The organism is Catellatospora sp. TT07R-123 (assembly GCF_018327705.1).
Classification (GTDB): Bacteria; Actinomycetota; Actinomycetes; order Mycobacteriales; family Micromonosporaceae; genus Catellatospora.
The window spans coordinates 4,550,877-4,574,045 of sequence record NZ_BNEM01000001.1 but is presented as its reverse complement, the minus strand read 5'-3'; the positions used below and the strand labels follow the sequence as shown (position 1 = coordinate 4,574,045).

General features: G+C 70.3%; 17 protein-coding genes, 9 tRNA genes and 1 pseudogene. 23 read left to right on the top strand and 4 right to left on the bottom strand.

Annotated elements, in window-relative coordinates:
- Positions 1-151: 151 nt before the first annotated feature.
- The 6 genes from dnaA (at position 152) to Cs7R123_RS19850 (ending at position 6,791) form a co-directional block, all read left to right on the top strand.
- On the top strand, positions 152-1,774 hold the full coding sequence (gene dnaA, locus Cs7R123_RS19875) for a chromosomal replication initiator protein DnaA (RefSeq protein WP_212828525.1): 1,623 nt from the start codon (positions 152-154) through the stop codon (positions 1,772-1,774).
- 731 nt (positions 1,775-2,505) lie between these two features.
- On the top strand, positions 2,506-3,654 hold the full coding sequence (gene dnaN, locus Cs7R123_RS19870; RefSeq protein ID WP_212828524.1) for a DNA polymerase III subunit beta: 1,149 nt from the start codon (positions 2,506-2,508) through the stop codon (positions 3,652-3,654).
- A 50-nt stretch (positions 3,655-3,704) separates the two neighbouring features.
- A complete protein-coding gene (gene gnd / locus Cs7R123_RS19865; RefSeq protein WP_212828522.1) occupies positions 3,705-4,595 on the top strand; it encodes a phosphogluconate dehydrogenase (NAD(+)-dependent, decarboxylating) in 891 nt (296 codons plus the stop codon).
- Positions 4,596-4,602: 7 nt separating this feature from the next.
- Positions 4,603-5,706, top strand: coding sequence for a DNA replication/repair protein RecF (gene recF / locus Cs7R123_RS19860; protein WP_212828520.1), 1,104 nt, complete (start codon positions 4,603-4,605; stop codon positions 5,704-5,706).
- Positions 5,699-6,226 (top strand): DUF721 domain-containing protein, encoded by a 528-nt coding sequence (locus Cs7R123_RS19855; RefSeq protein ID WP_244871924.1) that lies wholly within the window; start codon positions 5,699-5,701, stop codon positions 6,224-6,226. The genes recF and Cs7R123_RS19855 overlap by 8 nt, the downstream gene beginning before the upstream one ends.
- 37 nt (positions 6,227-6,263) lie before the next feature.
- The gene (locus tag Cs7R123_RS19850) at positions 6,264-6,791 is read left to right on the top strand and encodes a hypothetical protein (protein ID WP_212828515.1); all 528 of its coding nucleotides are present in this window, start codon (positions 6,264-6,266) and stop codon (positions 6,789-6,791) included.
- Here the strand turns inward: Cs7R123_RS19850 and Cs7R123_RS19845 are convergent.
- On the bottom strand, positions 6,776-7,330 hold the full coding sequence (locus Cs7R123_RS19845) for a hypothetical protein (RefSeq protein WP_212828513.1): 555 nt from the start codon (positions 7,328-7,330) through the stop codon (positions 6,776-6,778). The two genes, Cs7R123_RS19850 and Cs7R123_RS19845, sit on opposite strands and share 16 nt — an antisense overlap.
- A gap of 476 nt (positions 7,331-7,806) precedes the next feature.
- Here Cs7R123_RS19845 and gyrB point away from each other — a divergent pair, with 476 nt between their 5' ends.
- The 6 genes from gyrB (at position 7,807) to Cs7R123_RS19815 (ending at position 13,882) form a co-directional block, all read left to right on the top strand.
- Complete coding sequence (gene gyrB / locus Cs7R123_RS19840; protein WP_212828511.1) at positions 7,807-9,789, top strand: DNA topoisomerase (ATP-hydrolyzing) subunit B; 1,983 nt, start codon at positions 7,807-7,809, stop codon at positions 9,787-9,789.
- A gap of 146 nt (positions 9,790-9,935) precedes the next feature.
- Entirely contained in the window at positions 9,936-12,440 is a 2,505-nt protein-coding gene (gene gyrA, locus Cs7R123_RS19835) for a DNA gyrase subunit A (protein ID WP_280517308.1), read from the top strand.
- Positions 12,441-12,443: 3 nt separating this feature from the next.
- On the top strand, positions 12,444-13,184 hold the full coding sequence (locus Cs7R123_RS19830) for a DUF3566 domain-containing protein (protein WP_212828509.1): 741 nt from the start codon (positions 12,444-12,446) through the stop codon (positions 13,182-13,184).
- A gap of 367 nt (positions 13,185-13,551) precedes the next feature.
- Positions 13,552-13,625 (top strand) — tRNA-Ile (locus Cs7R123_RS19825).
- A 23-nt stretch (positions 13,626-13,648) separates the two neighbouring features.
- Positions 13,649-13,777: a DLW-39 family protein gene (locus Cs7R123_RS19820; protein WP_212828507.1), complete on the top strand. Its 129-nt coding sequence runs from the start codon at positions 13,649-13,651 to the stop codon at positions 13,775-13,777.
- 29 nt (positions 13,778-13,806) lie between these two features.
- A tRNA-Ala gene (locus Cs7R123_RS19815) sits at positions 13,807-13,882 on the top strand.
- Between the two features lie 116 nt (positions 13,883-13,998).
- On the opposite strand, the gene Cs7R123_RS19810 is transcribed toward Cs7R123_RS19815, so the two are convergent.
- On the bottom strand, positions 13,999-15,945 hold the full coding sequence (locus tag Cs7R123_RS19810) for a cell wall-binding repeat-containing protein (RefSeq protein ID WP_212828505.1): 1,947 nt from the start codon (positions 15,943-15,945) through the stop codon (positions 13,999-14,001).
- A 587-nt stretch (positions 15,946-16,532) separates the two neighbouring features.
- On the opposite strand from Cs7R123_RS19810, the gene Cs7R123_RS19805 reads away from it, so the two are divergent.
- The 9 genes from Cs7R123_RS19805 (at position 16,533) to Cs7R123_RS19765 (ending at position 18,692) form a co-directional block, all read left to right on the top strand.
- Positions 16,533-16,603, top strand: a tRNA-Glu gene (locus tag Cs7R123_RS19805).
- Between the two features lie 28 nt (positions 16,604-16,631).
- Positions 16,632-16,706, top strand: a tRNA-Gly gene (locus Cs7R123_RS19800).
- 34 nt (positions 16,707-16,740) lie between these two features.
- Positions 16,741-17,184, top strand: a complete 444-nt coding sequence (locus tag Cs7R123_RS19795) for an HNH endonuclease (RefSeq protein WP_212828503.1) — start codon at positions 16,741-16,743, stop codon at positions 17,182-17,184.
- Between the two features lie 40 nt (positions 17,185-17,224).
- A tRNA-Ala gene (locus Cs7R123_RS19790) sits at positions 17,225-17,297 on the top strand.
- Between the two features lie 13 nt (positions 17,298-17,310).
- Positions 17,311-17,384: transfer RNA gene (locus Cs7R123_RS19785), tRNA-Arg, on the top strand.
- Between the two features lie 41 nt (positions 17,385-17,425).
- Positions 17,426-17,498: transfer RNA gene (locus Cs7R123_RS19780), tRNA-Pro, on the top strand.
- A 13-nt stretch (positions 17,499-17,511) separates the two neighbouring features.
- Positions 17,512-17,593 (top strand) — tRNA-Tyr (locus Cs7R123_RS19775).
- Positions 17,594-17,598: 5 nt separating this feature from the next.
- Positions 17,599-17,675: transfer RNA gene (locus Cs7R123_RS19770), tRNA-Cys, on the top strand.
- 81 nt (positions 17,676-17,756) lie between these two features.
- On the top strand, positions 17,757-18,692 hold the full coding sequence (locus tag Cs7R123_RS19765) for a threonine/serine dehydratase (RefSeq protein ID WP_212828501.1): 936 nt from the start codon (positions 17,757-17,759) through the stop codon (positions 18,690-18,692).
- A gap of 52 nt (positions 18,693-18,744) precedes the next feature.
- Here Cs7R123_RS19765 and Cs7R123_RS19760 read toward each other — a convergent pair whose 3' ends face one another.
- Complete coding sequence (locus tag Cs7R123_RS19760) at positions 18,745-19,602, bottom strand: PIG-L deacetylase family protein (protein ID WP_212828499.1); 858 nt, start codon at positions 19,600-19,602, stop codon at positions 18,745-18,747.
- Between the two features lie 54 nt (positions 19,603-19,656).
- On the bottom strand, positions 19,657-20,937 hold the full coding sequence (locus Cs7R123_RS19755; RefSeq protein WP_244871922.1) for an MFS transporter: 1,281 nt from the start codon (positions 20,935-20,937) through the stop codon (positions 19,657-19,659).
- A gap of 114 nt (positions 20,938-21,051) precedes the next feature.
- Between Cs7R123_RS19755 and Cs7R123_RS19750 the strand changes: the two genes are divergently transcribed.
- Both Cs7R123_RS19750 and Cs7R123_RS19745 read left to right on the top strand, forming a co-directional pair.
- Positions 21,052-21,519, top strand: a complete 468-nt coding sequence (locus Cs7R123_RS19750; protein ID WP_212828497.1) for a hypothetical protein — start codon at positions 21,052-21,054, stop codon at positions 21,517-21,519.
- A gap of 94 nt (positions 21,520-21,613) precedes the next feature.
- Positions 21,614-22,123 (top strand): annotated as a pseudogene (locus tag Cs7R123_RS19745) (SigE family RNA polymerase sigma factor); the annotation flags it as partial.
- Between the last annotated feature and the right edge of the window lie 1,046 nt (positions 22,124-23,169).

Below are 23,169 nucleotides of genomic sequence, written 5' to 3'. Positions count from 1 at the left end.
GGATTCGGGGGATAACCCAGGGGAAAACCACGGACCGTGACGACCTCGTCATTGCTCGAAGCGGTATGGCGGTGCCGACGGCACCGGCGCCCCGGACTGGACCAGACGCACACCGCAACCGAAGGGTCGAGCGCATGAACGAGGCTGACAGGTGAGCGACCTCAACGCCGTGTGGCTGGCCGCCACCGACGAGCTCGCTGACGAGATCGTCTCGGCGCAGCACCGGGCGTACCTGCGCCTGACCCAGGCCCTCGCCGTGGTGGACGACCTCGTCCTGCTGAGCGTCCCGGACGCCTTCATCCGCGAGGTCATCGAGAACAAGCTGCGCACCGCGATCACCGACACGCTGTCGCGCATCATGGGCCGCCCGGTCCAGGTCGCCGTGAAGATCCGGCCGCCCGACGAGTCCGGTGGCCGCCCCCCGGCGGCCTCGGCACCCGAGTACCCGTCGGCCCCAGCGGTCACTCCGTTCACTCCGCCCGCGCCGTTCCCGGCCGCACCGGTCGAGCACCAGGTCGTCGCGCCGCCCGCAGACGGCGAGGACGCGCTGTTCGGCGTACCGATGCCGCGCCATCCCGACCCGGCGCCCGTGCGCACCGCGCCGATGCGCGTGCCCGACCGCGACGGCCCGCCGGACTCCGGTCCCGGCCGCGGCACCGGCCCGGTCGACCCGCGCTCCAGCGGCCTCGGCGCCATGCGCGACGAGCGGCGCCCCGGCGCGACGCCGGGCTCGCAGTGGGAGTCGGGCGGCAACAAGCTCAACCCGAAGTACCGGTTCGAGACCTTCGTCATCGGCGCCTCGAACCGCTTCGCCCACGCCGCCTCGGTGGCCGTGGCCGAGTCGCCGGCCAAGGCCTACAACCCGCTGTTCATCTACGGCGGGTCCGGGCTGGGCAAGACCCACCTTCTGCACGCCATCGGCCACTACGCCCAGGAGCTCGGCCACGCCCGCAGCGTCCGGTACGTGTCGACCGAGGAGTTCACCAACGACTTCATCAACTCGATCCGCGACGACAAGGCCAGCGCCTTCCAGCGGCGCTACCGGGACGTCGACATCCTCCTGATCGACGACATCCAGTTCCTGGAGAAGCGGGACCGGACGCAGGAGGAGTTCTTCCACACCTTCAACACCCTGCACAACGCCAACAAGCAGATCGTGATCACCTCCGACCGCTCGCCCAAGGCGCTGTCGACGCTGGAGGACCGGCTGCGCACGCGCTTCGAGTGGGGTCTGCTGGCCGACATCCAGCCGCCGGACCTGGAGACGCGCATCGCGATCCTGCAGAAGAAGGCGGCGCAGGAGCGGCTGCACGCCCCGGCCGACGTGCTGGAGTTCATCGCGTCGCGGGTGTCGAACTCGATCCGCGAGCTCGAGGGCGCGCTGATCCGGGTCACCGCGTACGCCAACCTCAGCCGGGAGCAGGTGAAGCTGTCCATCGCCGAGGAGGTGCTGCGCGACTTCATCCCCGACGACGCGGCACCGGAGATCACCGCCGACCAGATCATGCTGTCGACGTCGGAGTACTTCGGTGTGAGCCTGGAGGACCTGCGCGGGCACTCGCGCTCGCGTGTCCTGGTCAACGCCCGTCAGGTGGCCATGTACCTGTGCCGCGAGCTGACCGACCTGTCGCTGCCCCGGATCGGGCAGGCGTTCGGCGGCCGCGACCACACCACGGTCATGCACGCCGACCGCAAGATCCGGCAGCAGATGGCGGAGCGCCGCTCGCTGTACAACCAGATCGCGGAGCTGACCAACCGCATCAAGCAGAACTGACGACACCTCCTTCTCCACCGCGCCCCGTTCAGGCACCCGCCTGAGCGGGGCGCCGGCTTGTGGGCGGCCCCGTGTCACACCCCTCGGCGACGATGTTTCCCCACCGGTTGTACACAGCCTGGGGATGATCGCTGCGGCATCGAAACGTGTCGAACCACTGCTTCGTTGTCCACAGCGACGGTGGAAAACCCCGTGGATAACCCGGTGGATTTGTTGTGGACGGCCTGTGGACGCATGTGGACGAAACTCGACCCAAAAATCTTGCTGTGGAAAGGGTGTGGACGCCGTGTGGACGCACGCCCATGATCCGTGGACAGCGGGCCATGATCGGTGGATATCGCTGTGGAGGACGGGTCGGCCCGGTGTCCACAGTTTGGGGAGAAACCCTGGGGATTGACGGTGGATAACCTGTGGACGCCGGTGGACAACCGGTGGACGAGTCGCCGCCTGTGGAGAAACCGGCCGGTTTTCCACCGGCTGTCCACCGCTCCTCCACACCCCCTCAGGTGCTCTGACCTGCGAATACAGGGGTAATCCACAGTTTCCACAGCACCGATGATGAAGACGTCAGTTATCTCTAAGAGAGAAAACAAACAATCATCGGGGAGCGGGCAGGTGTGGATGCCGTACGGCCTCGATGTGCACAGGGGTCGGCGAGAAGAGATCGCCCGTAGGGACCTAAGGTTTTACCGGTCAGCAAGGCAGCATCAACGTGACCATGGAGGCTGAAGATGAAGTTCCGAGTGGAGCGTGATGCGCTCGCCGACGCCGTGGCGTGGACGGCCAAGAGCCTGCCCAGCCGCCCGTCGGTGCCGGTGCTCGCCGGAGTGATGCTGCGCGTGGCCGACGGCCGCCTGCACGTCTCCGGGTTCGACTACGAGGTCTCCAACCAGGTCGACGTCGAGGTCCAGGCGGACGCCGACGGTGCGACCCTGGTCTCCGGCCGCCTGCTCGCCGAGATCACCAAGGCGCTGCCCGCCAAGCCGGTCGAGATCGCCGCCGTCGGTGCGCACCTGGAGCTGGTCTGCGGCAGCGCGCGGTTCACCCTGCCGACGATGCCGGTCGAGGACTACCCGACCCTGCCGGAGCTGCCCGCCAGCGCGGGCCGGGTCGACGCCGCGGTGTTCGCCTCCGCCGTCGCCCAGGTGGCCATCGCCGCCGGGCGCGACGAGACCCTGCCGATGATGACCGGCGTGCGGCTGGAGCTGACCGGGGACTCCCTGGCCCTGCTCGCCACCGACCGGTACCGGCTGGCCATCCGGGAGATCACCTGGACCCCGGACGACGACAGCATCAACGTCAACGCCTTGGTGCCCGCGCGCACCCTGGCCGACACGGCCAAGACCCTCGGCCCGACCGGCGGGGACGTGACCATCGCGCTCGCCGGCGGCGGCGCCGGTGAGGGCATGATCGGCTTCGTGGGCAGCGCCAAGGTCGGCGGCTCGCGGCGCACCACCAGCCGCCTGCTCGACGGGCAGTCGTACCCGCCGGTGCGGTCGCTGTTCGCGCCCAGCTACGCCTCCGAGGCCCGGGTCGCCGTCTCCTCGCTGGTCGAGGTCGTCAAGCGCGTGTCGCTCGTAGCGGAGAAAGCGACTCCGGTCCGCCTGAGCTTCAGTGAGGATGGTCTCGTGGTCGAGGCCGGCGGCACCGAGGAGGCCCGGGCGAGCGAGGCGATGGACGCCACGTTCACCGGCGAGGCGATGACGATCGCGTTCAACCCGCAGTACCTCATCGAGGGCCTGGCGGCGCTCGGCGCGCCGACGGCGGTGTTCTCGTTCAACGACCCGTTCAAGCCCGCTGTGATCACCCCCGCCGGCGACGACGGTGCGGTCATTTCCGGTTTCCGTTACCTGATCATGCCGATCCGGGTTGGCCGCTGACACAGCGGGAAGCACAAGGCACCAGCACCAACCGCACCAAGGGGGAAGACATGCAGCTCGGACTTGTCGGACTGGGCCGGATGGGCGGCAACATGCGTGACCGCCTCACCGAGGCCGGTCACGACGTCGTCGGGTACGACCACAACCCGCAGATCTCGGACGCCGAGAGCCTCGCCGACCTCGTCGCGAAGCTTCAGGCGCCGCGCGCGGTGTGGGTGATGGTGCCCGTCGCGGTCACCGAGCCGGTGATCGACGAGCTGGCGGGGCTGCTCAGCCCCGGCGACATCATCATCGACGGCGGCAACTCGCGATTCAGCTCCGACGGCCCGCGCGCCGAGCGCCTGGCGCCGAAGAACATCGGGTACGTCGACGTCGGCGTCTCCGGCGGCGTCTGGGGCAAGGAGTACGGCTACGGCCTGATGGCCGGCGGCTCCGAGGAGCACGTCGCCCGGCTGATGCCGGTCTTCGAGGCGCTCAAGCCCGCGGGCGAGTTCGGCTTCGTGCACGCCGGCCCGGTCGGCGCCGGCCACTACGCCAAGATGGTGCACAACGGCATCGAGTACGGCCTGATGCACGCCTACGCCGAGGGCTACGAGCTGCTGGAGGCGTCCGAGCTCGTCACCAACGTGCCCGGCGTGTTCAAGTCGTGGCGTGAGGGCACCGTGGTCAAGTCGTGGCTGCTCGACCTCATGGACGCGGCGCTGGAGGCCGACCCGCACCTGGACAAGATCAAGGGCTATGCCGACGACACCGGCGAGGGCCGCTGGACCGTCGAGGAGGCGATCCGCCTCGCCGTGCCGCTGCACGTGATCTCGGCGGCGCTGTTCACCCGGTTCGAGTCCCGCCAGGACGACTCGCCCGCGATGAAGGCGATCGCCGCGCTGCGCAACCAGTTCGGCGGGCACGCCGTGCACGCCGCCGACACCACGCCCGCCGGCTGAGTCTGGCGTGTACGTCCGCAGGCTCGAACTCGTCGACGTCCGCTCGTACGCGCGGGTGGGCGTCGACCTCGAGCCCGGACCGAACGTGCTGATCGGCCCCAACGGCGTCGGCAAGACCAACCTCGTCGAGGCGCTGGGCTACATCGCGACCCTGTCCAGCCACCGCGTCTCCACCGACGCGCCGCTGGTCCGGGTCGGCGCGAGCACCGGTGTGATCCGGTGCGCGATCGTGCACGACCGCCGCGAGCTGCTGGCCGAGCTGGAGATCATCCCCGGCCGGGCCAACCGGGCCCGGCTGGGACGCTCCCCGGCCCGCCGCCCGCGCGACATCCTGGGCGCGCTGCGCCTGGTGCTGTTCGCCCCCGAGGATCTCTCCCTGGTCCGGGGCGACCCGGAGCAGCGCCGCCGCTACCTCGACGACCTGCTGGTGGCCCGGCAGCCCCGGTTCGCCGCGGTACGGGCCGACTACGAGCGGGTGCTCAAGCAGCGCAACGCCCTGCTGCGCACGGCGTACCTGACGCGCAAGGTGACCCGGCAGGGCGGCGACCTGAGCACCCTGGAGGTGTGGGACACCCACCTGGCCGAGCACGGCGCCCAGCTGCTGCGGGCCCGGCTCGCCCTGGTCGAGCAGCTCGCGCCGTATCTGGAGGACGCCTACCAGCAGGTGAGCGCGGGGACGGGCAAGGCGGCGGCGGAGTACCGCGGGTCCGTGGCCGAGCCGACCCCGGAGGCGCTGCTGGCGGCGCTGGCCGAGGTGCGCTCGGACGAGGTCGCCCGGGGGACCACGCTGGCCGGGCCGCATCGCGACGACCTGGTGCTGCGCCTGGGCGACCTGCCGGTGAAGGGCTACGCCAGCCACGGCGAGTCCTGGTCGTACGCGCTGGCGATGCGGCTGGCCGGGTACAGCCTGCTGCGCGCCGACGGGATCGAGCCCGTGCTGGTGCTCGACGACGTCTTCGCCGAGCTGGACTCGGGCCGCCGGGAGCGGCTGGCCACGCTGATCGGCGACGCCGCCCAGGTGATCGTCACCTGTGCCGTGGAGGCTGATGTGCCCGCGACGCTGCGTGGGGCACGATTCCGGGTGGAGCTGGGGGAGGTGGAGCGTGTCTGAGTCCGTACCCCCGAACAAGCCGGAGGCCGCGGGCCCGCAGCTGGCCCGGGCCGCGCTCGACGCGGCGCTCAAGAAGCGCGCCGCGCGGGCCGAGGCGGCCACCGCGCAGCCGGACACCAACCGCCGCTACCGCCCGCGCGGCTACTCGGGCCCCGGACCCGATCCGCGCGACCCGGCCAAGCTGGGCGACGTGCTGGCCAGGCTGATGAAGCAGCGGGGCTGGCAGCGGCCGACCGCCGAGGCGACGGTGTTCGGCGAGTGGGAGAAGGTCGTCGGCCCGGACATCGCCGCGCACAGCCGGCCGGTGAAGCTGGAGAACGGCGAGCTGACCGTCGAGGCCGAGTCCACGGCCTGGGCCACCCAGCTGCGCCTGCTGGCGCGCACGATCCTGGGCCGGGTCGCCGGGGTCGTCGGGCACAACGTCGTCACCAAGCTGCACATCCACGGCCCGGCCGCGCCGTCCTGGTCGCACGGGCGCAAACGCGTCCGCGGCTCGGGTCCGGGCGACACCTACGGCTGAGCGGGAACCCGGCAGCCGGGCCGGGGGTCAGAAGGCCATGCGGAAACTATGGGGGAGTCTGGCCGTCCTTCTGACGACGGCCACGGTCCTGGTGCTGGGGCCGACCAGCACCGCGTGCGCGTGCAGCTGCGCGGAGCCGAACGCGACCCGGTCGCTGGAGTGGGCCGATCTGGCCTTCATGGGTGTCGTCGTGGACGTCGACCGGCCGTTGCTCAACGACGGCTCGGGTGAACTCGTCGCCCGGCTCAAGGTGGAGTCGGTGACCAAGGGCACAGCCGGTGACGAGGTGGAGATCCGGACCTCGGTCGAGGGGCCCAGCTGCGGCTTCGACTTCGTCGAGGGGAACCGGTACCTCGTCTTCAGCCAGGACGGGCACACGGATCTGTGCGCGGGCAACCAGCTGCTCGGTCCGGCGCCGGAGGTGCCGCTCGCCTCGGACGTGCCGTACGGCGTGCTGACGGCGACCGGGGCCGGTGTCCTGATCGTGGCGCTGACGGCCTGGCTGCTGCTGCGCCGCCGGCGTGGACCGGCGGCACAGCGGCAGGAGGATCAGGACTCGGCGTAGACGGCGAAGCCGCGGTCGGCGCAGCGGCGGTAGAACTGGGCCAGCACCGCGAACTCCGACAGCGGGAAGCTCCACTGCGGGTCGCCGTCGGTCTCCTCGCGCAGGGTGTCGAGCCGCTGTTCGAGCCAGCGAAGCTGCTGCTCGGGCAGGCGCGAGTCGGCCAGGGCGGCCCGCAGCACCGCGGCGACGCTGTCGAAGGTCACCGCCTCACCGTGCGGGGTGTGCCCGGCGACGAACTTCTCCAGGCCGCCGGCGATCCAGGCGCAGCCGTCCGGATCGATGACCGGGTCCTCGTCCTCCTCCGCCGCCTCTGTGGCGTAGAGCACACCCTTCAGGCCCAGCAGCAGGTCGATCACCTCGGTGTACGCGGTGGCGCGGACCGTGCCGGTGCGGGCTATGTGCCCCGCCAGCGCCGCGGTGGGCGCGGCCGTGGTCGGCTGCTCGGCCAGCTCGGCGAAGTCGACGAATTCCGCGGGTGCGACCGGGTCGTAGAACCGACCGGTGCGCGGCCACTGCACGGCGACGTTGTCCAGCCCCATCTCAGCCTCTCGCGCGTAGGGGTTTCCCGCCCGGCTCTGCCGGTCATGGCGAACACAGGGGGCGAGCGCAACTTACGGCATCCGGGGGTCCCGGCGCGACCCTCTGAACCGGTGCTTCTCGCCCGAACGGCGCTCAGGTGTCGCGGATCGGCGCTCCGACCGTCGAGGCGGGGGGCATGCCCACTCAGCCGTGGGGGGAGTTGCGACCGGAGCCGTTCGGGCGGCTACGTGGCCGTGAGGGGCGCGAAACGGCGTACTGGGGTGCCTCCGTGCGGCGATTGTCGGCTCCACCAAGTAGGATCGCTGCCAGAGTAGGAACACTGGGTGGATCGTCGTGCGCGACACCGGGTGGGTCGTCGCGTCCGCCGCTGGCCGGCAGGTGTGCGACGCACGCCCCCTGACGCTCATGACCAGGTCTGACGACCCCGGCCCGTCAATGCGGGGCGTGCAGGCCGGAACGTTGTCCCCGCCGTCTGATGGCGGCGGAGGAGGGATTGAGAGTGGCAGCGCAGAAGCAGAACAGCGACTACAACGCATCGTCGATCACCGTTCTGGAGGGCCTGGAGGCGGTACGCAAGCGCCCGGGCATGTACATCGGCTCGACCGGTGAGCGCGGCTTGCACCACCTGATCTGGGAGGTGGTCGACAACGCCGTCGACGAGGCGCTGGCGGGAGCCTGCGACACCATCCTCATCACGCTGACGGCTGACGGCGGCGTGCGCGTGGTGGACAACGGCCGCGGCATCCCGGTCGACATGCACCCCAAGGAGAAGCGGCCGACCGTCGAGGTCGTGCTGACGGTCCTGCACGCCGGCGGCAAGTTCGACGGCGAGGCGTACGCGGTCTCCGGCGGTCTCCACGGTGTCGGCATCTCGGTGGTGAACGCGCTGTCCACCCGGATCGACCTGGAGATCAACAAGGACGGGTACGTCTGGACCCAGCGGTACAACAACACCAAGCCCGAGCCGCTCGTGCAGGGCGCGGCCACCACCAAGACCGGCACCAGCGTCACGTTCTACCCGGACCCGACGATCTTCGAGACGGTCGAGTTCAACTTCGAGACCATCTACCGCCGGGTGCAGGAGATGGCCTTCCTCAACCGCGGCCTGACCATCGCGCTGCGCGACGAGCGCGCGCTGGCCGGCGCCGGTGACGAGGAGGTCGAGATCCGTGAGGTGACCTTCTGCTACAAGGGCGGCATCTCCGACTTCGTGCGGCACCTCAACAACACCAAGAGCCCCATCCACAAGTCGGTGGTCGAGTTCGAGGCCGAGAGCGACGGCATGGCGCTCGAGGTCGCGATGCAGTGGAACGAGTCGTACGGTGAGAGCGTCTACACGTTCGCGAACACCATCAACACGCACGAGGGCGGCACGCACGAGGAAGGCTTCCGTGCGGCGCTGACGACCATCGTCAACAAGTACGGCGCGGACAAGAAGATCCTCAAGAGCGACGAGAAGCTCTCGGGCGAGGACATCCGCGAGGGTCTGGCCGCCATCGTCTCGGTGAAGCTGCGCAACCCCCAGTTCGAGGGCCAGACGAAGACCAAGCTCGGCAACACCGAGGTCAAGAGCTTCGTGCAGAAGATCTGCAACGAGTGGCTGGCGGACTGGCTGGAGCGCAACCCGGCCGAGGCCAAGATGATCATCGGCAAGGCCTCGCAGGCGGCCCGTGCCCGCATCGCCGCCGCCCAGGCGCGCAAGCTGGCCCGGCGCAAGTCGCTGCTGGAGTCGGGCTCGATGCCGGGCAAGCTGGCCGACTGCCAGTCGACCGACCCGAAGATGTGCGAGCTGTTCATCGTCGAGGGCGACTCGGCCGGCGGCTCGGCCAAGCAGGGCCGCGACCCGCGGGTGCAGGCCATCCTGCCGATCCGCGGCAAGATCCTGAACGTCGAGAAGGCCCGGATCGACAAGGTCCTCAAGAACAACGAGGTCCAGGCGCTGATCACCGCGCTGGGCACGGGCATCCACGACGAGTTCGACATCGAGAAGCTGCGGTACCACAAGATCGTGCTGATGGCCGACGCGGACGTCGACGGCCAGCACATCCAGACGCTGCTGCTCACGCTGCTGTTCCGGTTCATGCGTCCGCTGGTCGAGCTGGGCCACGTCTACCTCGCCTCGCCGCCGCTGTTCAAGATCAAGTGGAACAAGAAGGGCGACGACGCGCAGTACGCGTACTCCGACCGCGAGCGCGACGGCCTGATCCGCCTGCGTCAGGAGACCAAGCCCAACGCCAAGCCGGACGACATCCAGCGGTTCAAGGGTCTCGGCGAGATGAACTACCCGGAGCTGTGGGAGACCACGATGAACCCGGGTACCCGGACCCTGCGCCAGGTCACCTTGGACGACGCGGCAACCGCCGACGAGCTCTTCAGCGTGCTGATGGGTGAGGACGTGGAAGCGCGCCGTTCGTTCATTCAGCGCAACGCGAAGGATGTCCGGTTCCTGGACATTTAAGTCCAGGAACGAAAAGCACAGTCTGGACATCTGATAGGCGAACTGCCGTTCTGTGGGTAAACAGCATGTTTATCCACAGAACGGCCACTGATCCACAGTGTTATCCACAGCTTCTCAGCTATAGACGTGGGAAAGAGTTCTAGACAGTGAGCGAGACTCCCGACCTCCGGCCGGAAGAGGACTTCGGCGTGCACGGCCGTATCGAGCCCGTCGGGCTCGAGGTGGAGATGCAGCGGTCGTACCTCGACTACGCGATGAGCGTCATCGTCGGCCGCGCCCTGCCGGACGTGCGCGACGGCCTCAAGCCGGTGCACCGCAAGATCCTCTACGCGATGTACGACGGCGGCTTCCGCCCCGACCGCGGCTACTTCAAGTGCGCCCGCGTCGTCGGCGAGGTGATGGGCAACTACCACCCGCACGGCGACACCGCGATCTACGACTCGCTGGTGCGTATGGCCCAGCCCTGGTCGCTGCGCTACCCGCTGATCGACGGCAACGGCAACTTCGGCTCGCCGGGCAACGACCCCGCGGCCGCCATGCGATACACCGAGTGCCGCCTGTTCCCGCTGGCGATGGAGCTGCTGCGCGACATCGACGAGGACACGGTCGAGTTCATCCCGAACTACGACGGCCGCAACCAGGAGCCGACGATCCTGCCGTCGCGCTTCCCGAACCTGCTGGTCAACGGTTCTGAGGGCATCGCCGTCGGTATGGCCACCAAGATCCCGCCGCACAACCTGCGCGAGATCGCCCAGGCCGTGCAGTGGTGCCTGGAGAACCCGGAGGCCGACGAGGCCACCGTCCTGGACGAGGCCATCCGGATCGTCAAGGGCCCGGACTTCCCGACCCGGGGTCTGATCGTGGGCACCGCGGCGATCGAGGAGGCCTACCGCACCGGCCGCGGCTCGATCCGCATGCGGGCCGTGGTCGAGGTCGAGGAGGACAAGAAGGGCCGCGCCTGCCTGGTCGTCACCGAGCTGCCCTACCAGGTCAACCCGGACAACCTCGCCGAGCGCGTCGCCGACCTGGTCAAGGAGGGCAAGCTCGCCGGCATCGCCGACATCCGCGACGAGTCCTCGGGCCGTACCGGCATGCGGCTGGTGCTCGTGCTCAAGCGCGACGCCGTCGCCAAGGTGGTGCTGAACAACCTCTACAAGCACACCCAGCTGCAGGAGACCTTCGGCGCCAACATGCTGGCCCTGGTCGACGGCGTGCCGCGCACGCTGAACCTGGCCCAGTTCCTGCTGCACTACGTCACGCACCAGATCGAGGTCATCCAGCGCCGGACGGCTTACCGCCTGCGCAAGGCCGAGGAGCGGGCCCACATCCTGCGCGGTCTGGTCAAGGCGCTGGACATGCTGGACGAGGTCATCGCCCTCATCCGCCGCGCGCCGAGCGCGGAGGAGTCCAAGACCGGCCTGATGCAGCTGCTCGACGTCGACGAGATCCAGGCGACCGCGATCCTCGACATGCAGCTGCGCCGACTGGCCGCACTGGAGCGTCAGAAGATCATCGACGAGCTCGCCCGGATCGAGATCGACATCGCCGACCTCAAGGACATCCTGGCCAGGCCGGACCGCCAGCGCCGGATCATCTCCGAGGAGCTGGGCGACATCGTCGCCAAGTGGGGCGACGAGCGGCGGACGAAGATCATCCCGTTCGACGGCGAGGTCTCCATGGAGGACCTCATCGCCCGCGAGGACGTCGTCGTCACCATCACCCGAACCGGGTACGCCAAACGGACAAAGGTTGACCTCTATCGCTCGCAGAAGCGCGGCGGCAAGGGCGTGTCCGGGGCGACGCTGCGGCAGGACGACATCGTCAGCCACTTCTTCGTCTGCTCGACGCACGACTGGATCCTGTTCTTCACGAACAAGGGCCGCGTCTACCGCGCCAAGGCGTACGAGTTCCCCGAGGCCTCCCGGGTGGCCAAGGGCCAGCACGTGGCCAACCTGCTCGCCTTCCAGCCGGACGAGTCGATCGCCCAGGTGATCGAGATCGCCGACTACGAGGTCGCGCCGTACCTCGTGCTCGCCACCAAGAACGGTCTGGTCAAGAAGACCGCGCTGGGGGAGTTCGACTCCAACCGCAGCGGCGGCATCATCGCGATCAACCTGCGCGACGACGACGAGCTCGTCGGCGCGGCCCTGCTCGCGGCGGAGGACGATCTGCTCCTGGTCAGCAAGCAGGCGCAGGCGATCCGCTTCAACGCCACCGACGAGGCGCTGCGCCCGATGGGCCGGGCGACCTCGGGCGTCATCGGCATGCGCTTCGGCGACGGCGACGAACTGCTCGCGATGGAGGTGGTACGCGACGGCATGGACGTGTTGGATGTCCTCGTGGCCACCAACGGGGGCTACGCCAAGCGCACCCCGATCGACGAGTACCCGGTGCAGGGCCGGGGCGGTAAGGGCGTACTGACCGCAAAGATCACCGAACGCCGTGGCGGACTGGTGGGTGCGGTCGTTATCAGCCCGGAAGACGAGCTCTTCGCTATCACGAGCAACGGCGGAGTTATCCGAACTCCGGTGAAGCCCGTGCGGCGGACGCGCGATCGGAACACAATGGGTGTCAAGCTGATGGACCTCCCAGAAGGCGTAACCCTCGTCGCCATTGCCCGCAATGCCGATGAGCCGGACGAACAGGACTAGTGCATGACGGAGACACAGGCGATGTCGGGTGCCGCGGGGGCTCCGGCGAACCCGGTCGAGAAGGACGGCGGCGAGGCCGCTTCGGCGACCGGCCGGGCGGCCGTAGGCCGCGCGACAGTCCCCGCAGATCAGTCCGAGCCGACCCCGGCCCAGGACCAGGCTGGTAGCAGCGGTGCTGCCACGTACACGCGTCCGGCGGGCATGCCGGTGCCGGACGGCGAACCCGCCACCGGTGCCGAGCGCCCGGGTGCGGCGACCGGCCGGGCCGCGGCCGGCTCGTCGACCCTGCGGTCGGTGGTCAGCAGCGCCAGCGCCGGGGCCGTTCGGGTCACCGAAGCGGTGCGGGCCGCGCGTTCCAGCGCCGGCGCGTCCGCCTCGCGCGGGCCGCGCAGAGCCCGGCTGAGCATCAAGCGGATCGACCCGTGGTCGGTGATGAAGTTCTCCTTCGCGGTGTCGTTCGTGCTGCTCGTCGTCATCGTGGTGGCGACGTCGGTGCTCTACCTGGCCCTGGACGCCATGGGTGTGTTCAACTCGCTGAACGGCACCCTGGCCGACCTCTTCACGTCCAACGGCAGCGGCGGTGCGTTCCGCATCAGCGCCAGCGGCGTGATCGGGACCTCGGCCATTCTGGGCGCGATCAACGTGGTGCTGTTCACCGCGCTGGCGACCCTGTCCGCCTTCATCTACAACGTCTGCGCCGACCTGGTCGGCGGCATCGAGATCACGCTGGCCGAGCGGGACTGACGGCTACCGGGCCGCCGCCGCGGTGGCCCGGCACCGGCGTCCTGGCCTGGGTGGGTCGAGCTCTCAGATCGCGGGTCGCGGTCGTATCACGCTTCGGCGCGGGTACGACCGCAACCCGCGATCTTTGCCGTCTCCGGCCACCTTCGCCGCCCAGGGTTCCGCTCTGGTCGGCCCGCGTGATGATCGGCGGTTCCGGTCAATCTGGCCTGCTGGAGCGCACGTTGTGACCGCAAACGGCGATCACCAGGGTTGGCGAGGCGGGCCGCTGGGGTTGGGGTGGGTGGGGGTGGGGGGAGGCGCGACGCGCGGAAGGGGATACCGGTTTGGAAGAGGCCGGAACAGTGCGGTAAGGTTCGTTGTCGCGCACGGGGCTATAGCTCAGTCGGTTAGAGCGCAGAGCTGATAACTCTGAGGTCGCTGGTTCGATTCCAGCTAGCCCCACTCCCGAGCGTAAGGTGCTCACCATGTGGAAGAAGTTGCTGATCGTCGCCGGTGTCGGCATCGCGATCGCACTGGTCGCCAAGAAGCTCAAGGCGGCCAGCGACGAGCGGGAACTGTGGCACGAGGCCACGACCGCCCCCGATCTCCGCTGAGAGTCGACGGGACTTCTGACCCGTCCCCCGGGGCCTTAGCTCAATTGGCAGAGCACCGCCTTTGCAAGGCGGGGGTTAGGAGTTCGATTCTCCTAGGCTCCACCAGCAACAACTAGGCTGTATCGAAGGCTGTGAACCAGTCGGCGGTGCAGCCTAGAGTCTTTTCTGAGCTGTGAAGAAGGCGCCGCACCCGATGGGTGCGGCGCCTTCTCGTCGGTCGATCAGGGCTGGGGAACGTGGCGGGGCGGGGCGAGCGGTCCCACCGCCGAGGCGGCACCGAGCGACGGCGCCGTGCCGTTGGCGTACCCGCCCGGTCCGCTGATCCAGGTGGCCGCCTGGCCGGCGATAGCGTCGCTGACGACGCCGGCGCTGCCGAACACGAGGACGGTCGAGATCGACGCGCTCTCCTCACTCAGCTTGGCCCGCGCGAACTGGTCCAGCTGGAGCGCCGTGCCCGGGGTGAGCAGCAGCGGGCTGCCGAGGGTCCCGAGCAGCGCCCCGCCCGCGAGGGCGTCGGGCCAGTTCACGCCGGTGGCCAGGCCCGCGAACTGCGTTCCGTTGCCGAACGTGTCGGCCACGGCGCTGGCGGTCTCGTAGCGGCTGGCGCCCCAGATCTCCCAGCCGTCGCTGTCGTCGGCGGGGTTCTCGTACGGCGCGACGGCGGTCGCCGCCTGCCTGCCGATGGCGAACAGCTGCGCCGACCCGTGCGCGTCCAGGTAGTTCTTGGTCTGGACGGGCAGCGTGCTGTCGCTGGTGAGCACGACGACGGCGCGCTTGGTGGAACCGGGCCGGTTGCGACCGCCCGCCGCCGCACCGGCGGAGAGGGCGTCCGGGAAGTTCAGGCCGGTGGCGGCGAGGATGTACGCCGGGTTCGGGTCGATCTCGTCCGCGATGGCGGTCGAGGTCGCGAACCGGTTCGCCCCCGCCAAGCGCTTGACCTGGTATCCGAGCTGCCTGACCGTGTTCTCCACCGTCGCGGACAGCGCGCCGGTGCTGCCGAGCAGGTAGACCGTGGCGGTGGTGTCGTCGCCGAGCACCCGCTTGATCTCCGCGATGGTCTTGTCGTTGAGACCGGTCGTGGCGGTCATCAGCAGCGGACCCTGCTTGGCCGCCGCCAGCGCCGAGCCGCTCAGGGCGTCGGCGAAGGTGTCCGACCGGGACAGCACCACGGACCGCGCGGCCGGGCGCCTGTCCGCGGCGTTCGACGCGGTCCGCCAGTACGACTGCGACACGGCCTCGGCCGTGCGGAGCCGGTCCACACCCGCGAGCCGGACCAGGCTGTCCTTGCGCACCGGTCGCCAGGCGGGCTTTCCGGTGACGCCCGCCGCCACGGTCCAGGCGCCGCCGGACGCCGGCAGCAGTCTGACCTTGTTGTTGTCCGTGGAGTTGGGGCTGGCCCAGCGGTAGGCGATGGTGGTGCCGTCGGGCGACCAGGTCGGGTGGTCGCCGTGGTCGTACTGGGGACTGCCCGTGGTCAGCTGGTGGACGTCGGTGCCGTCGAGGTCCGCGGTGCACACCTCGGCGCCGCAGATGTAGGCGACCTTCGTCTCGTCCGGCGACAGGGACGGATCCATGCCGTCGGTGATCTTCGAGAAGTCGGTGCCGTCCCAGAGCCAGATGCTGCTGGCGCCCGCAGGGGTCACCCGCTCGAAGACGACCTTGCCGGAGGCTCCGCCGTCGGCGTCCTCGTAGTGGTTGCCGTCGTTGGGGGAGAACCGGACGGGTTTGCTCTCACCCGTGCCGGAACTGATCATCAGTCGGCGCACGGCGGTCGGGCTGGGGTCCCACTCGGTCCAGATCAACCTGTCGCCGCTGCCGACGTAGGTCGGATCGATGCGCTGGGTGACGAGGCCACCATCCAGCCGGAGGGTGTCGGCGACCATCCAGGTGGCGTTCTCGTCGTCGTAGCGGACGGTCATGATCTGGCCGCCGAGCGAGTGGGTGACCACGGCCCGGCTGCCGTCGGGCGACCAGGAGACGCTCTGGGGATCGGGCCGGAAGCACTCGCCCGACGGCTTGCAGAACCAGGGCTGGATGACCGGATCGCTGACGACGGTGTACGAACTGACGCCGGTCAGCAGACCGGAGGCGCCCGGATAGTCGGCCTGGGCCGCTCCGGAGCCGGCGAGCGCAGCGTATGCGCTGGTGACGAGTGCGGTGGCGAACACCGCTCGTCGGCGATTGCGTGGAAGCAAGGGATTCCCCCGATGATCAGGCCGCCGACCGGAGGTCGGGACGTCGCCTGTCAAGATCGAAAGTGTTCGAAGGCGAGCGTAGGTGCCGCCGTACAGGGTGGCCATCAGGCAATTGGTCAAGAAGGGGCGGCAGGGCCGCCGGGCGCCCGGAACGGTATACGGCGGGATCGAAAATGAGGTTGCCTCGATGTCGGGCCGCCCCATACGGTATGCCCACCAAGAACGAACACCATCCGAAACAGACCGGAGAACGCTCATGTGCCGCCGTCAGAACAACACGCCGCTGTGGCTCGCGCCCAGTGGTGATGCGGTCCTGCCCGGCGCCGTGCGATACGCCGGTCGACCCGGCTGTGAAGACTGCCGGGATCGGGGTGCGCGACGCTGTTGAAGCGTCGTCGAAGCGGCTTCAGCCGCCCGCACCCGGATCTCGGGAGCGGGCGGCTTTCTTGTTTCACACCCAGCACCACCTGCACAGACAGCTCCGGGAGACCGGCGGCGCGGACGTTTGACAACTCCACAGCGGATGGCAATGAGTGATGCGCCGCGCAAGGCGGCGCCAAGGACGATTCGGCTATGGGTAGGCCCCCGGGTTCTCAGCCCGGAAAAGCGGGTTCGAGTCCCGCATCGGCTACGTAATACAGCAGTTTCCAGGAAATCAGGCGGTCGTCGCACAACGGATAGTGCACTGCCTCGCCATGGCAGAGATCCGGGTTCGACTCCCGGCTACCGCTCCATTCGACATCACGACTCGATTCAGGAGGTGACCCGATGAACGGGGTACTGGTACTCAACGCCGACCTCGGCCCGCTGCACCGGGTCAGCCTGCGCCACGCACTGCGGATGCTGTGGCGGCAGGTGGCCGTGGTGCACGAGGCCGAGCCGGACCAGGCGGTCGGGGTGTACCCGATGCCGCGCGTGGTCCGGCTGGTCAGCTACGTGGTGACCCGCTGGCGGTTCAGCGGCGGCCCGGCGTGGTCGCGCCGCGGCGTGCTGGTGCGCGACGGGCACCGCTGCGCGTACTGCGGCGGGTCGGCGAGCACCGTCGACCACGTGCTGCCGAGCTCGCGCGGCGGCCGCAACAGCTGGCTCAACACGGTGGCCGCCTGCGGCGGCTGCAACCAGCGCAAGGGGGACCGGACGCCGGTCGAGGCACGGATGACGCTGCGGGTCACCCCGGCGGCTCCGTCCTGGGCGGCGCTGGCCCGGCGCTGAGATCGGCCGCGGGGTCCACGGGGACCCGCGGCCGGTCCGAGGGCCTGTAGCTCATATGGAAGAGCACCGCCTCGGCAGGGCGGAGGAGGCCGGTTCGAGTCCGGTCAGGTCCACGCACGATCAGGAGCCTTGATGGCGCAACGGGAGAGCGCACCGGTCTACGAAGCCGGGGGTTGCAGGTTCGAATCCTGCTCAGGGCACGACGGGCACGGTCGGTCGGGGGTCGGACCGTGCCCGGCAACGGGATGTGGCGCAGTCGGTAGCGCGCTCGTCTGGGGGGCGAGAGGTCGCCGGTTCGAGTCCGGCCATCCCGACGTACAGGTACACGCGGACGCGCCGACGATGGAGAGTCGGACCCGGCTGTAAACCGGGTGCTTCGGCTGAGGGGGTTCGAATCCCTTCGTCCGCACGCACAGCCATGCGGCGTTCCGGGTGGAGCGCTCCGTCTGCAAAACGGATGACCTCGGGTTCGACTCCCGGCGTGGCTTCCATCTGGATCACGCTCCACCGCGATCCACCGCCGTCCGCTGTGCGAGCACTATCGTCAGAGGGGTGACCCTGGGACGGTGCATGTGATCACGAATGCTGACGTCGTGGCGGCCGCGGAGCGGCTGGCCGGGCTGGTGCGGCGTACGCCGGTGGCGGTGGTGGAGCCGGGCGGGCTGTCCGGCGCGGGCTGGCTCAAGTGCGAGTACATGCAGCACACCGGCACGTTCAAGGCGCGGGGTGCGCTCAACCGGGTGCTCGCGGCGCAGGCCGCCGGTGAGCTGGATCCGCAGGTGGGCGTGGTCGGGGCGTCGGGCGGCAACGCGGGGCTGGCCTTCGCGTACGCGGCGAGCCGGTGCGGCGTACCCGCGACGGTCTTCGTGCCGCAGACCTCCTCCCCGGTGAAGGTGGCGCGGCTGCGCCAGCTCGGCGCGACGGTGGTGCAGCAGGGCGCCGAGTACGCGGTGGCGCACGAGGCGGCGCTCAAGCACGCCGCCGACCGGGGCGCCGTCTACTGCCACGCCTACGACCAGCCCGAGATGGTCGCCGGGGCGGGCACGATCGGGCTGGAGCTGCTGGCCGACCTGCCCGAGGGCTTCGACACCGTGCTGGTCGCCGTCGGCGGGGGCGGCCTGATGGCCGGTATCGCCACCGCGCTGGCGGGCCGGGCCCGGGTGGTCGCGGTCGAGCCGGTGAACGCGCCGAGCCTGCACGCGGCGCTGGCCGCGGGCGGCCCGGTGGACGTGCCGGTCTCCGGGGCGGCCGTCGACTCGCTCGGCGCCCGCCGGGTCGGAGAGATCGCGTACCAGGTCGCGGTGGCGAACGGGGTGGCCAGCGTGCTGGTGACCGACGACGAGCTGATCGAGGCACGCCGCCTGCTGTGGGCCGACCGCCGCATCGCGGTGGAGCACGGCGCGGCGGCGGCCCTGGCCGCGCTGACCAGCGGGGCGTACCGGCCGGCGCCGGGGGAGCGGGTCGTCGTGCTCGCCTGCGGCGCCAACACCGACCCGTCCGACCTGTGACGCCGGTCCGAACTTGTGCCACCGGTCCGATCTGTGACGCTGAGCAGCGGCGTCAGAAGACCTGGGTGAAGTACTCCCGGCTGAGGATGCGGAAGTAGATCCAGGACGGCAGCTTGTCGTAGCCCGGCTGCACGGCCTGGAGCACGCCGACCTGGCTGACGTGCGCGTCCAGCGCGGCCCGCTTGCTGCCGGCGACGCCGTCGATCGCCATCGCCGCGGTCGGCACCGGCAGGCCCTGAGCCGGGTCGCCGGGGTACATGTCGCGGAAGGTCGGCGACAGCTTCTTCGCCACCGTGATCATCGACTCGGGCAGGGTGGCCTGGTAGAAGTGCCACACCGGGAAGCCCGCCTCGTGTCGCCGCTCGGCGAGGACCTGGTCGACCCAGATGCCGACCTGCTCGTGATCGGGGTGGCCGTAGAAGCCGACCCGGTTGTCGAAGCTGACCACGACCGTCGGCTGGTAGCGGTCGATCAGGTCCGAGATCGCCTTCTTCGGCCCGGCCGGGTCGGCGGCGGGCAGGCCGCTGTCGGGGTAGTCGAACAGTTCGAGGTGGTCCACCCCCAGCGCCTTGCGGGCGTCGTCGACCTCGACCGTGCGCCGGGCGGCCAGGTCCTGCGGCGAGGACTTGGGCACGTTGGCGGCTTCGCCGCGGGTTAGGTAGGCCAGGGTCAGGTCGGCGCCGGGCTCCTCGCTCATGACGCGCAGCGAGCCCGCGACGGTGATCTCGTCGTCGGGGTGCGCGAAGATCGCCAGCAGCCGCTTGGGCTCGTTTGCCGGGAGAAGGCTGTCCACCAGGGGCACATCGGTGTCGTTGACGTAGCGGTTCAGCCCGAACACGACGCCTGCGGGCAGGAGCACCAGACACGCCAGTACCGAAATGATGATCTTCTTGCGGCGGGTGAGGTGCATGGCGGTCCGTTCACGGCGGGGGTGGGACCGCCCACCTTAGAGCATCGTTCCAGGTCAGCGCTGCGGGCCGTGATACCGGAGGAAGGCCGGGACGGCCAGGGCCATCGCGACCATGGCGACGATCACGAGCACCCCGCCGCCGGAGACGGTGAGGGCGACCCCGGCGACCGGCGCGGCCACGCCGTGCGCGAGGTCGGCCAGGCGCGGACCGCCCGCGACCACGACCGTCTGCACGCCCTGCATCCGCCCGCGCATCTCGTCGGTGGCGGCGGCCTGCAGGATCGCGCCCCGGAACACCATCGACATCATGTCGGCGACGCCCGCCAGCGCGAGGAAGAACACCGCCACCCACAGCGAGCTGCTCAGCCCGAAGCCGATGACCGCGACACCCCAGCCGCAGACCGCGACGGCCACCATCAGGCCGTGCCGCCGCAGGTGGGAGAAGGTGCCGGAGAGCAGGCCGCCCAGCAGCGCCCCGATCGGCACCGCCGCGTAGAGCAGGCCGAGCGCGAAGTTCTCGTCGACGCCCGGGTAGGCGGTGTGCGCGAGCTCCGGGAACAGCGCCCGGGGCATGCCGAAGACCATCGCGATGACGTCGGCGCCCATGGAGATCAGCAGCAGGCGGTGGGTGGCCAGGTAGCGGAAGCCGTCGAGCACGTCGCGCAGCCCGGCCCGCCGGGCCGTGCCGCTGAGCGGGGGTATGGACGGCAGCCGCCACACCGCGTACAGCGCGGCGCACAGGGCGAGCGCGTCGAACAGGTACAGCAGCGGCAGGCCGAGCACGGGGATCAGCGCCGCGGCCAGCATCGGCCCGAAGATCTGGCCGCCCTGCATCACGGTCGAGTTGAGCGCGCCCGCGGCGGGCAGCTCGGCGGCGGGCACCAGGCGGGCCACCGACGCCGTACGCGCGGGCATGTTCATGCCGAACAGCGCCTGCTGCACCGCGACCAGGCCCAGCAGCAGCGGGATCGAACCGAGGTCGAACGCGGCCTGGAGCCAGAAGACCGTGCACAGCAGCGCGATGCCGGTGTTGGTGCACAGCAGCATCTTGCGTCGGTCGACGGTGTCGGCGATCGCGCCGCCCCACAGCGCGAAGACGATCAGCGGGATCAGGCCGGCGGCGCTGGCGATGCCGACCCAGGCCGACGAGCCCGTCATGTCGTAGATCTGCTTGGGCACGGCCACGGCGGTGAGCTGGCTGCCCACGGCGGTGATGATCGTGGAACTCCACAGGCGCCGGTACGGCCGGTGCCGCAGCGGCCGCGTGTCCATGAAGAACCGACGGCGGGGCGGGGCCGGCGCGGGTTGTTCCTCCGTCGTCACAGCCTCGCTCACGCGGGCACACTAGCCGAGCCGCGAGGGCCTCCACCAGGGATAGTGGCGCACGAGACGCCGACGGGGCTCGCCTTTGCGAGGCAGGCTCATCTAGAGTGCCCCGCCATGGGAGCGATGAGCACGATCGGTGACTGGCGCATGAAGTTCTTCAAGTGGGCCGGCCTGCCCATCATCGCGTTCATCGGCCTGTTCGGCGGTGCCACCGACCTGGTGCCCGCCTGGCACGCGCACAACGGCTCCGGCACCCCCGGGACCTTCACGGCGCTGCGCTACTCCTGCGGCAGGCACGACTGCGACTACCACGGTGACTGGACCGCCGCCGACGGCAGCAGCAGCCGCGAGGACGTCATCCTGTACGACGAGCCCGCCGGCGTTGAACTGGGCGCCGAGGTCCCGGCCCTGGACAGCGGGGCGCGGGCGGGCGTCTTCGGCACCGAGGGCGGCACGACGTACCTGCTGATGACGGGGCTGGCGCTGGGCGGGGTGGCGGCGCTGATCGGCTGGGGCTTCGTGCTGGCCGGACCGCTGCGGCGGTGGCGGGCCCGGGTGGCGCGCCGCGAGGACGCCAAGAACCTGTTCTGAGACCGGCAACCATCGCACCGCCGGGTGTCCTCTAGTACGCCGACAACCGGCATCGGCCCTTGATGCCGACACCCACCAGCGGGGATGACCAACGATGGATGCACTGTCAGCCGAGTTCGAGACGTTCGTGCGGCATCGCGCGCCGTCGCTGCTGCGCGCGGCCTACCTGCTCACCGGTGACCAGTACCTGGCCGAGGACCTGGTGCAGGTCGCGCTCGCGCGCACCCACCTGGCCTGGCGCAGGCTGCACGACCGGGGCAACGCCGAGGCGTACACGCGAAAGGTGATGTACCACCAGCAGATCTCGTGGTGGCGGCGGCGCCGGGGCGTCGAGGTGCCGACCGAGACCATGCCGGTACGGGCCACCGTGCCCGACCACGCCGCCGACGCGGCGCTGAAGATCACCCTGCGGGCGGCGTTGCAGCGGCTGTCGGACAAGCAGCGGGCGGTGCTGGTGCTGCGGTTCTTCGAGGACCGGACCGAGGCGGAGACGGCCGAGTGCCTCGGGGTCACCGTGGGCACGGTCAAGTCGCAGACGTCGAAGGCGCTGGCCCGGCTGCGTACGCTCGCACCCGAGCTCGCGGACCTGGCCGGGGACGCGCGGCCGGTGGACCTGGCGGAGCGGGCGGTGCGTACATCCGGCCGGATGCGGGCACGCCGCGCGATCGCGACCTCGATCGGGGCCGCGGCGGCCGTCGTCGCGATCGTCGCCGTCGTGCTGGCCGCACTGCCCTGGCGCCGTCCGGCACCCGACCCCGCCGTGTCGGTGTCCCCGTCGGCTTCCGCGTCCGCGGCCCCGCAGGTCTCGGTCGCGCCGTCGTCCGCACCGTCGGCCAGGCCGCCCGCGGCGGAGATCGGCGGCTCCATGTACTGGTTCGCGTTCTCCGGCGGTGCGAACCGGCTGCTGGCGCTCACCGGCGGCCAGGTACGCGAGCTGCGCAGCCTCGGCCCCGACGACCCCTGCGTGGGCAACTCGCTGCGCATGTCGCCCGACGGCGCCACCGTGGCCTGGGTACGCGGTGAGGATCTCCTCGGCGAGCTGGTGGTGGGCGGCACCACGGGAGGGCCGGTGCGGGCGCTGGCCACCGACGTCATGTGCGCCGGGCTGGTCTGGAGCCGCGACGGGTCGAAGCTGTTCGTGCAGAGCGGCGCGGGCCCCGGGGTGGTCGCCGTGTCCAGCGGGAGGTTCACCCCGATGGAGCAGCAGGCATGGGAGCAGGCGCGCGGCCGGGAGCTCGGCGGTTACGTCGGAACCGTCGGTCGGCGGCAGCTGACCGTGACGCGGGCCGACGGCACCGAACCCCGGACGGTCGCGTACACGCCGCCCAACGACGGCGATTCGCAGGTGGTCTCGGTATCGGCGGACGGCCGCTACGCGGCGGTCGGCTTCCCGCACGGCGATCCGAACACGAGCCCCGAGGTGTACGCGGTGATCGACATGACCACCGGGCAGCAGGTGCGGTTCCCGATGGCGGGGGTGGACCTGGTCTACTTCCAGCCGGACGGGACCGTGCTGGCGGCGTCCGGTGCGCGGCACCGGATCTACCGGCTCGCGGCGGACTTCTCGGTGCTCGCTGAGGCTTCGCTGCCGACCGGGGTGTCGGCGAACGTGATGTTCCAGTACCTGCCCTGATGCGACGGTGCCGGTGA

What these genes read in the sequence shown, in the direction of transcription:
- gyrB (WP_212828511.1), top strand. Translation starts at nt 7,807, where the DNA reads ATGGCGGCGGAGGAGGGATTGAGAGTGGCAGCGCAGAAGCAGAACAGC.
- Cs7R123_RS19760 (WP_212828499.1), bottom strand. Translation starts at nt 19,602, where the DNA reads ATGCACCTCACCCGCCGCAAGAAGATCATCATTTCGGTACTGGCGTGT.
- gnd (WP_212828522.1), top strand. Translation starts at nt 3,705, where the DNA reads ATGCAGCTCGGACTTGTCGGACTGGGCCGGATGGGCGGCAACATGCGT.
- Cs7R123_RS19820 (WP_212828507.1), top strand. Translation starts at nt 13,649, where the DNA reads ATGTGGAAGAAGTTGCTGATCGTCGCCGGTGTCGGCATCGCGATCGCA.
- Cs7R123_RS19750 (WP_212828497.1), top strand. Translation starts at nt 21,052, where the DNA reads ATGAGCACGATCGGTGACTGGCGCATGAAGTTCTTCAAGTGGGCCGGC.
- Cs7R123_RS19795 (WP_212828503.1), top strand. Translation starts at nt 16,741, where the DNA reads ATGAACGGGGTACTGGTACTCAACGCCGACCTCGGCCCGCTGCACCGG.
- Cs7R123_RS19830 (WP_212828509.1), top strand. Translation starts at nt 12,444, where the DNA reads ATGACGGAGACACAGGCGATGTCGGGTGCCGCGGGGGCTCCGGCGAAC.
- dnaN (WP_212828524.1), top strand. Translation starts at nt 2,506, where the DNA reads ATGAAGTTCCGAGTGGAGCGTGATGCGCTCGCCGACGCCGTGGCGTGG.
- Cs7R123_RS19845 (WP_212828513.1), bottom strand. Translation starts at nt 7,330, where the DNA reads ATGGGGCTGGACAACGTCGCCGTGCAGTGGCCGCGCACCGGTCGGTTC.
- Cs7R123_RS19850 (WP_212828515.1), top strand. Translation starts at nt 6,264, where the DNA reads ATGCGGAAACTATGGGGGAGTCTGGCCGTCCTTCTGACGACGGCCACG.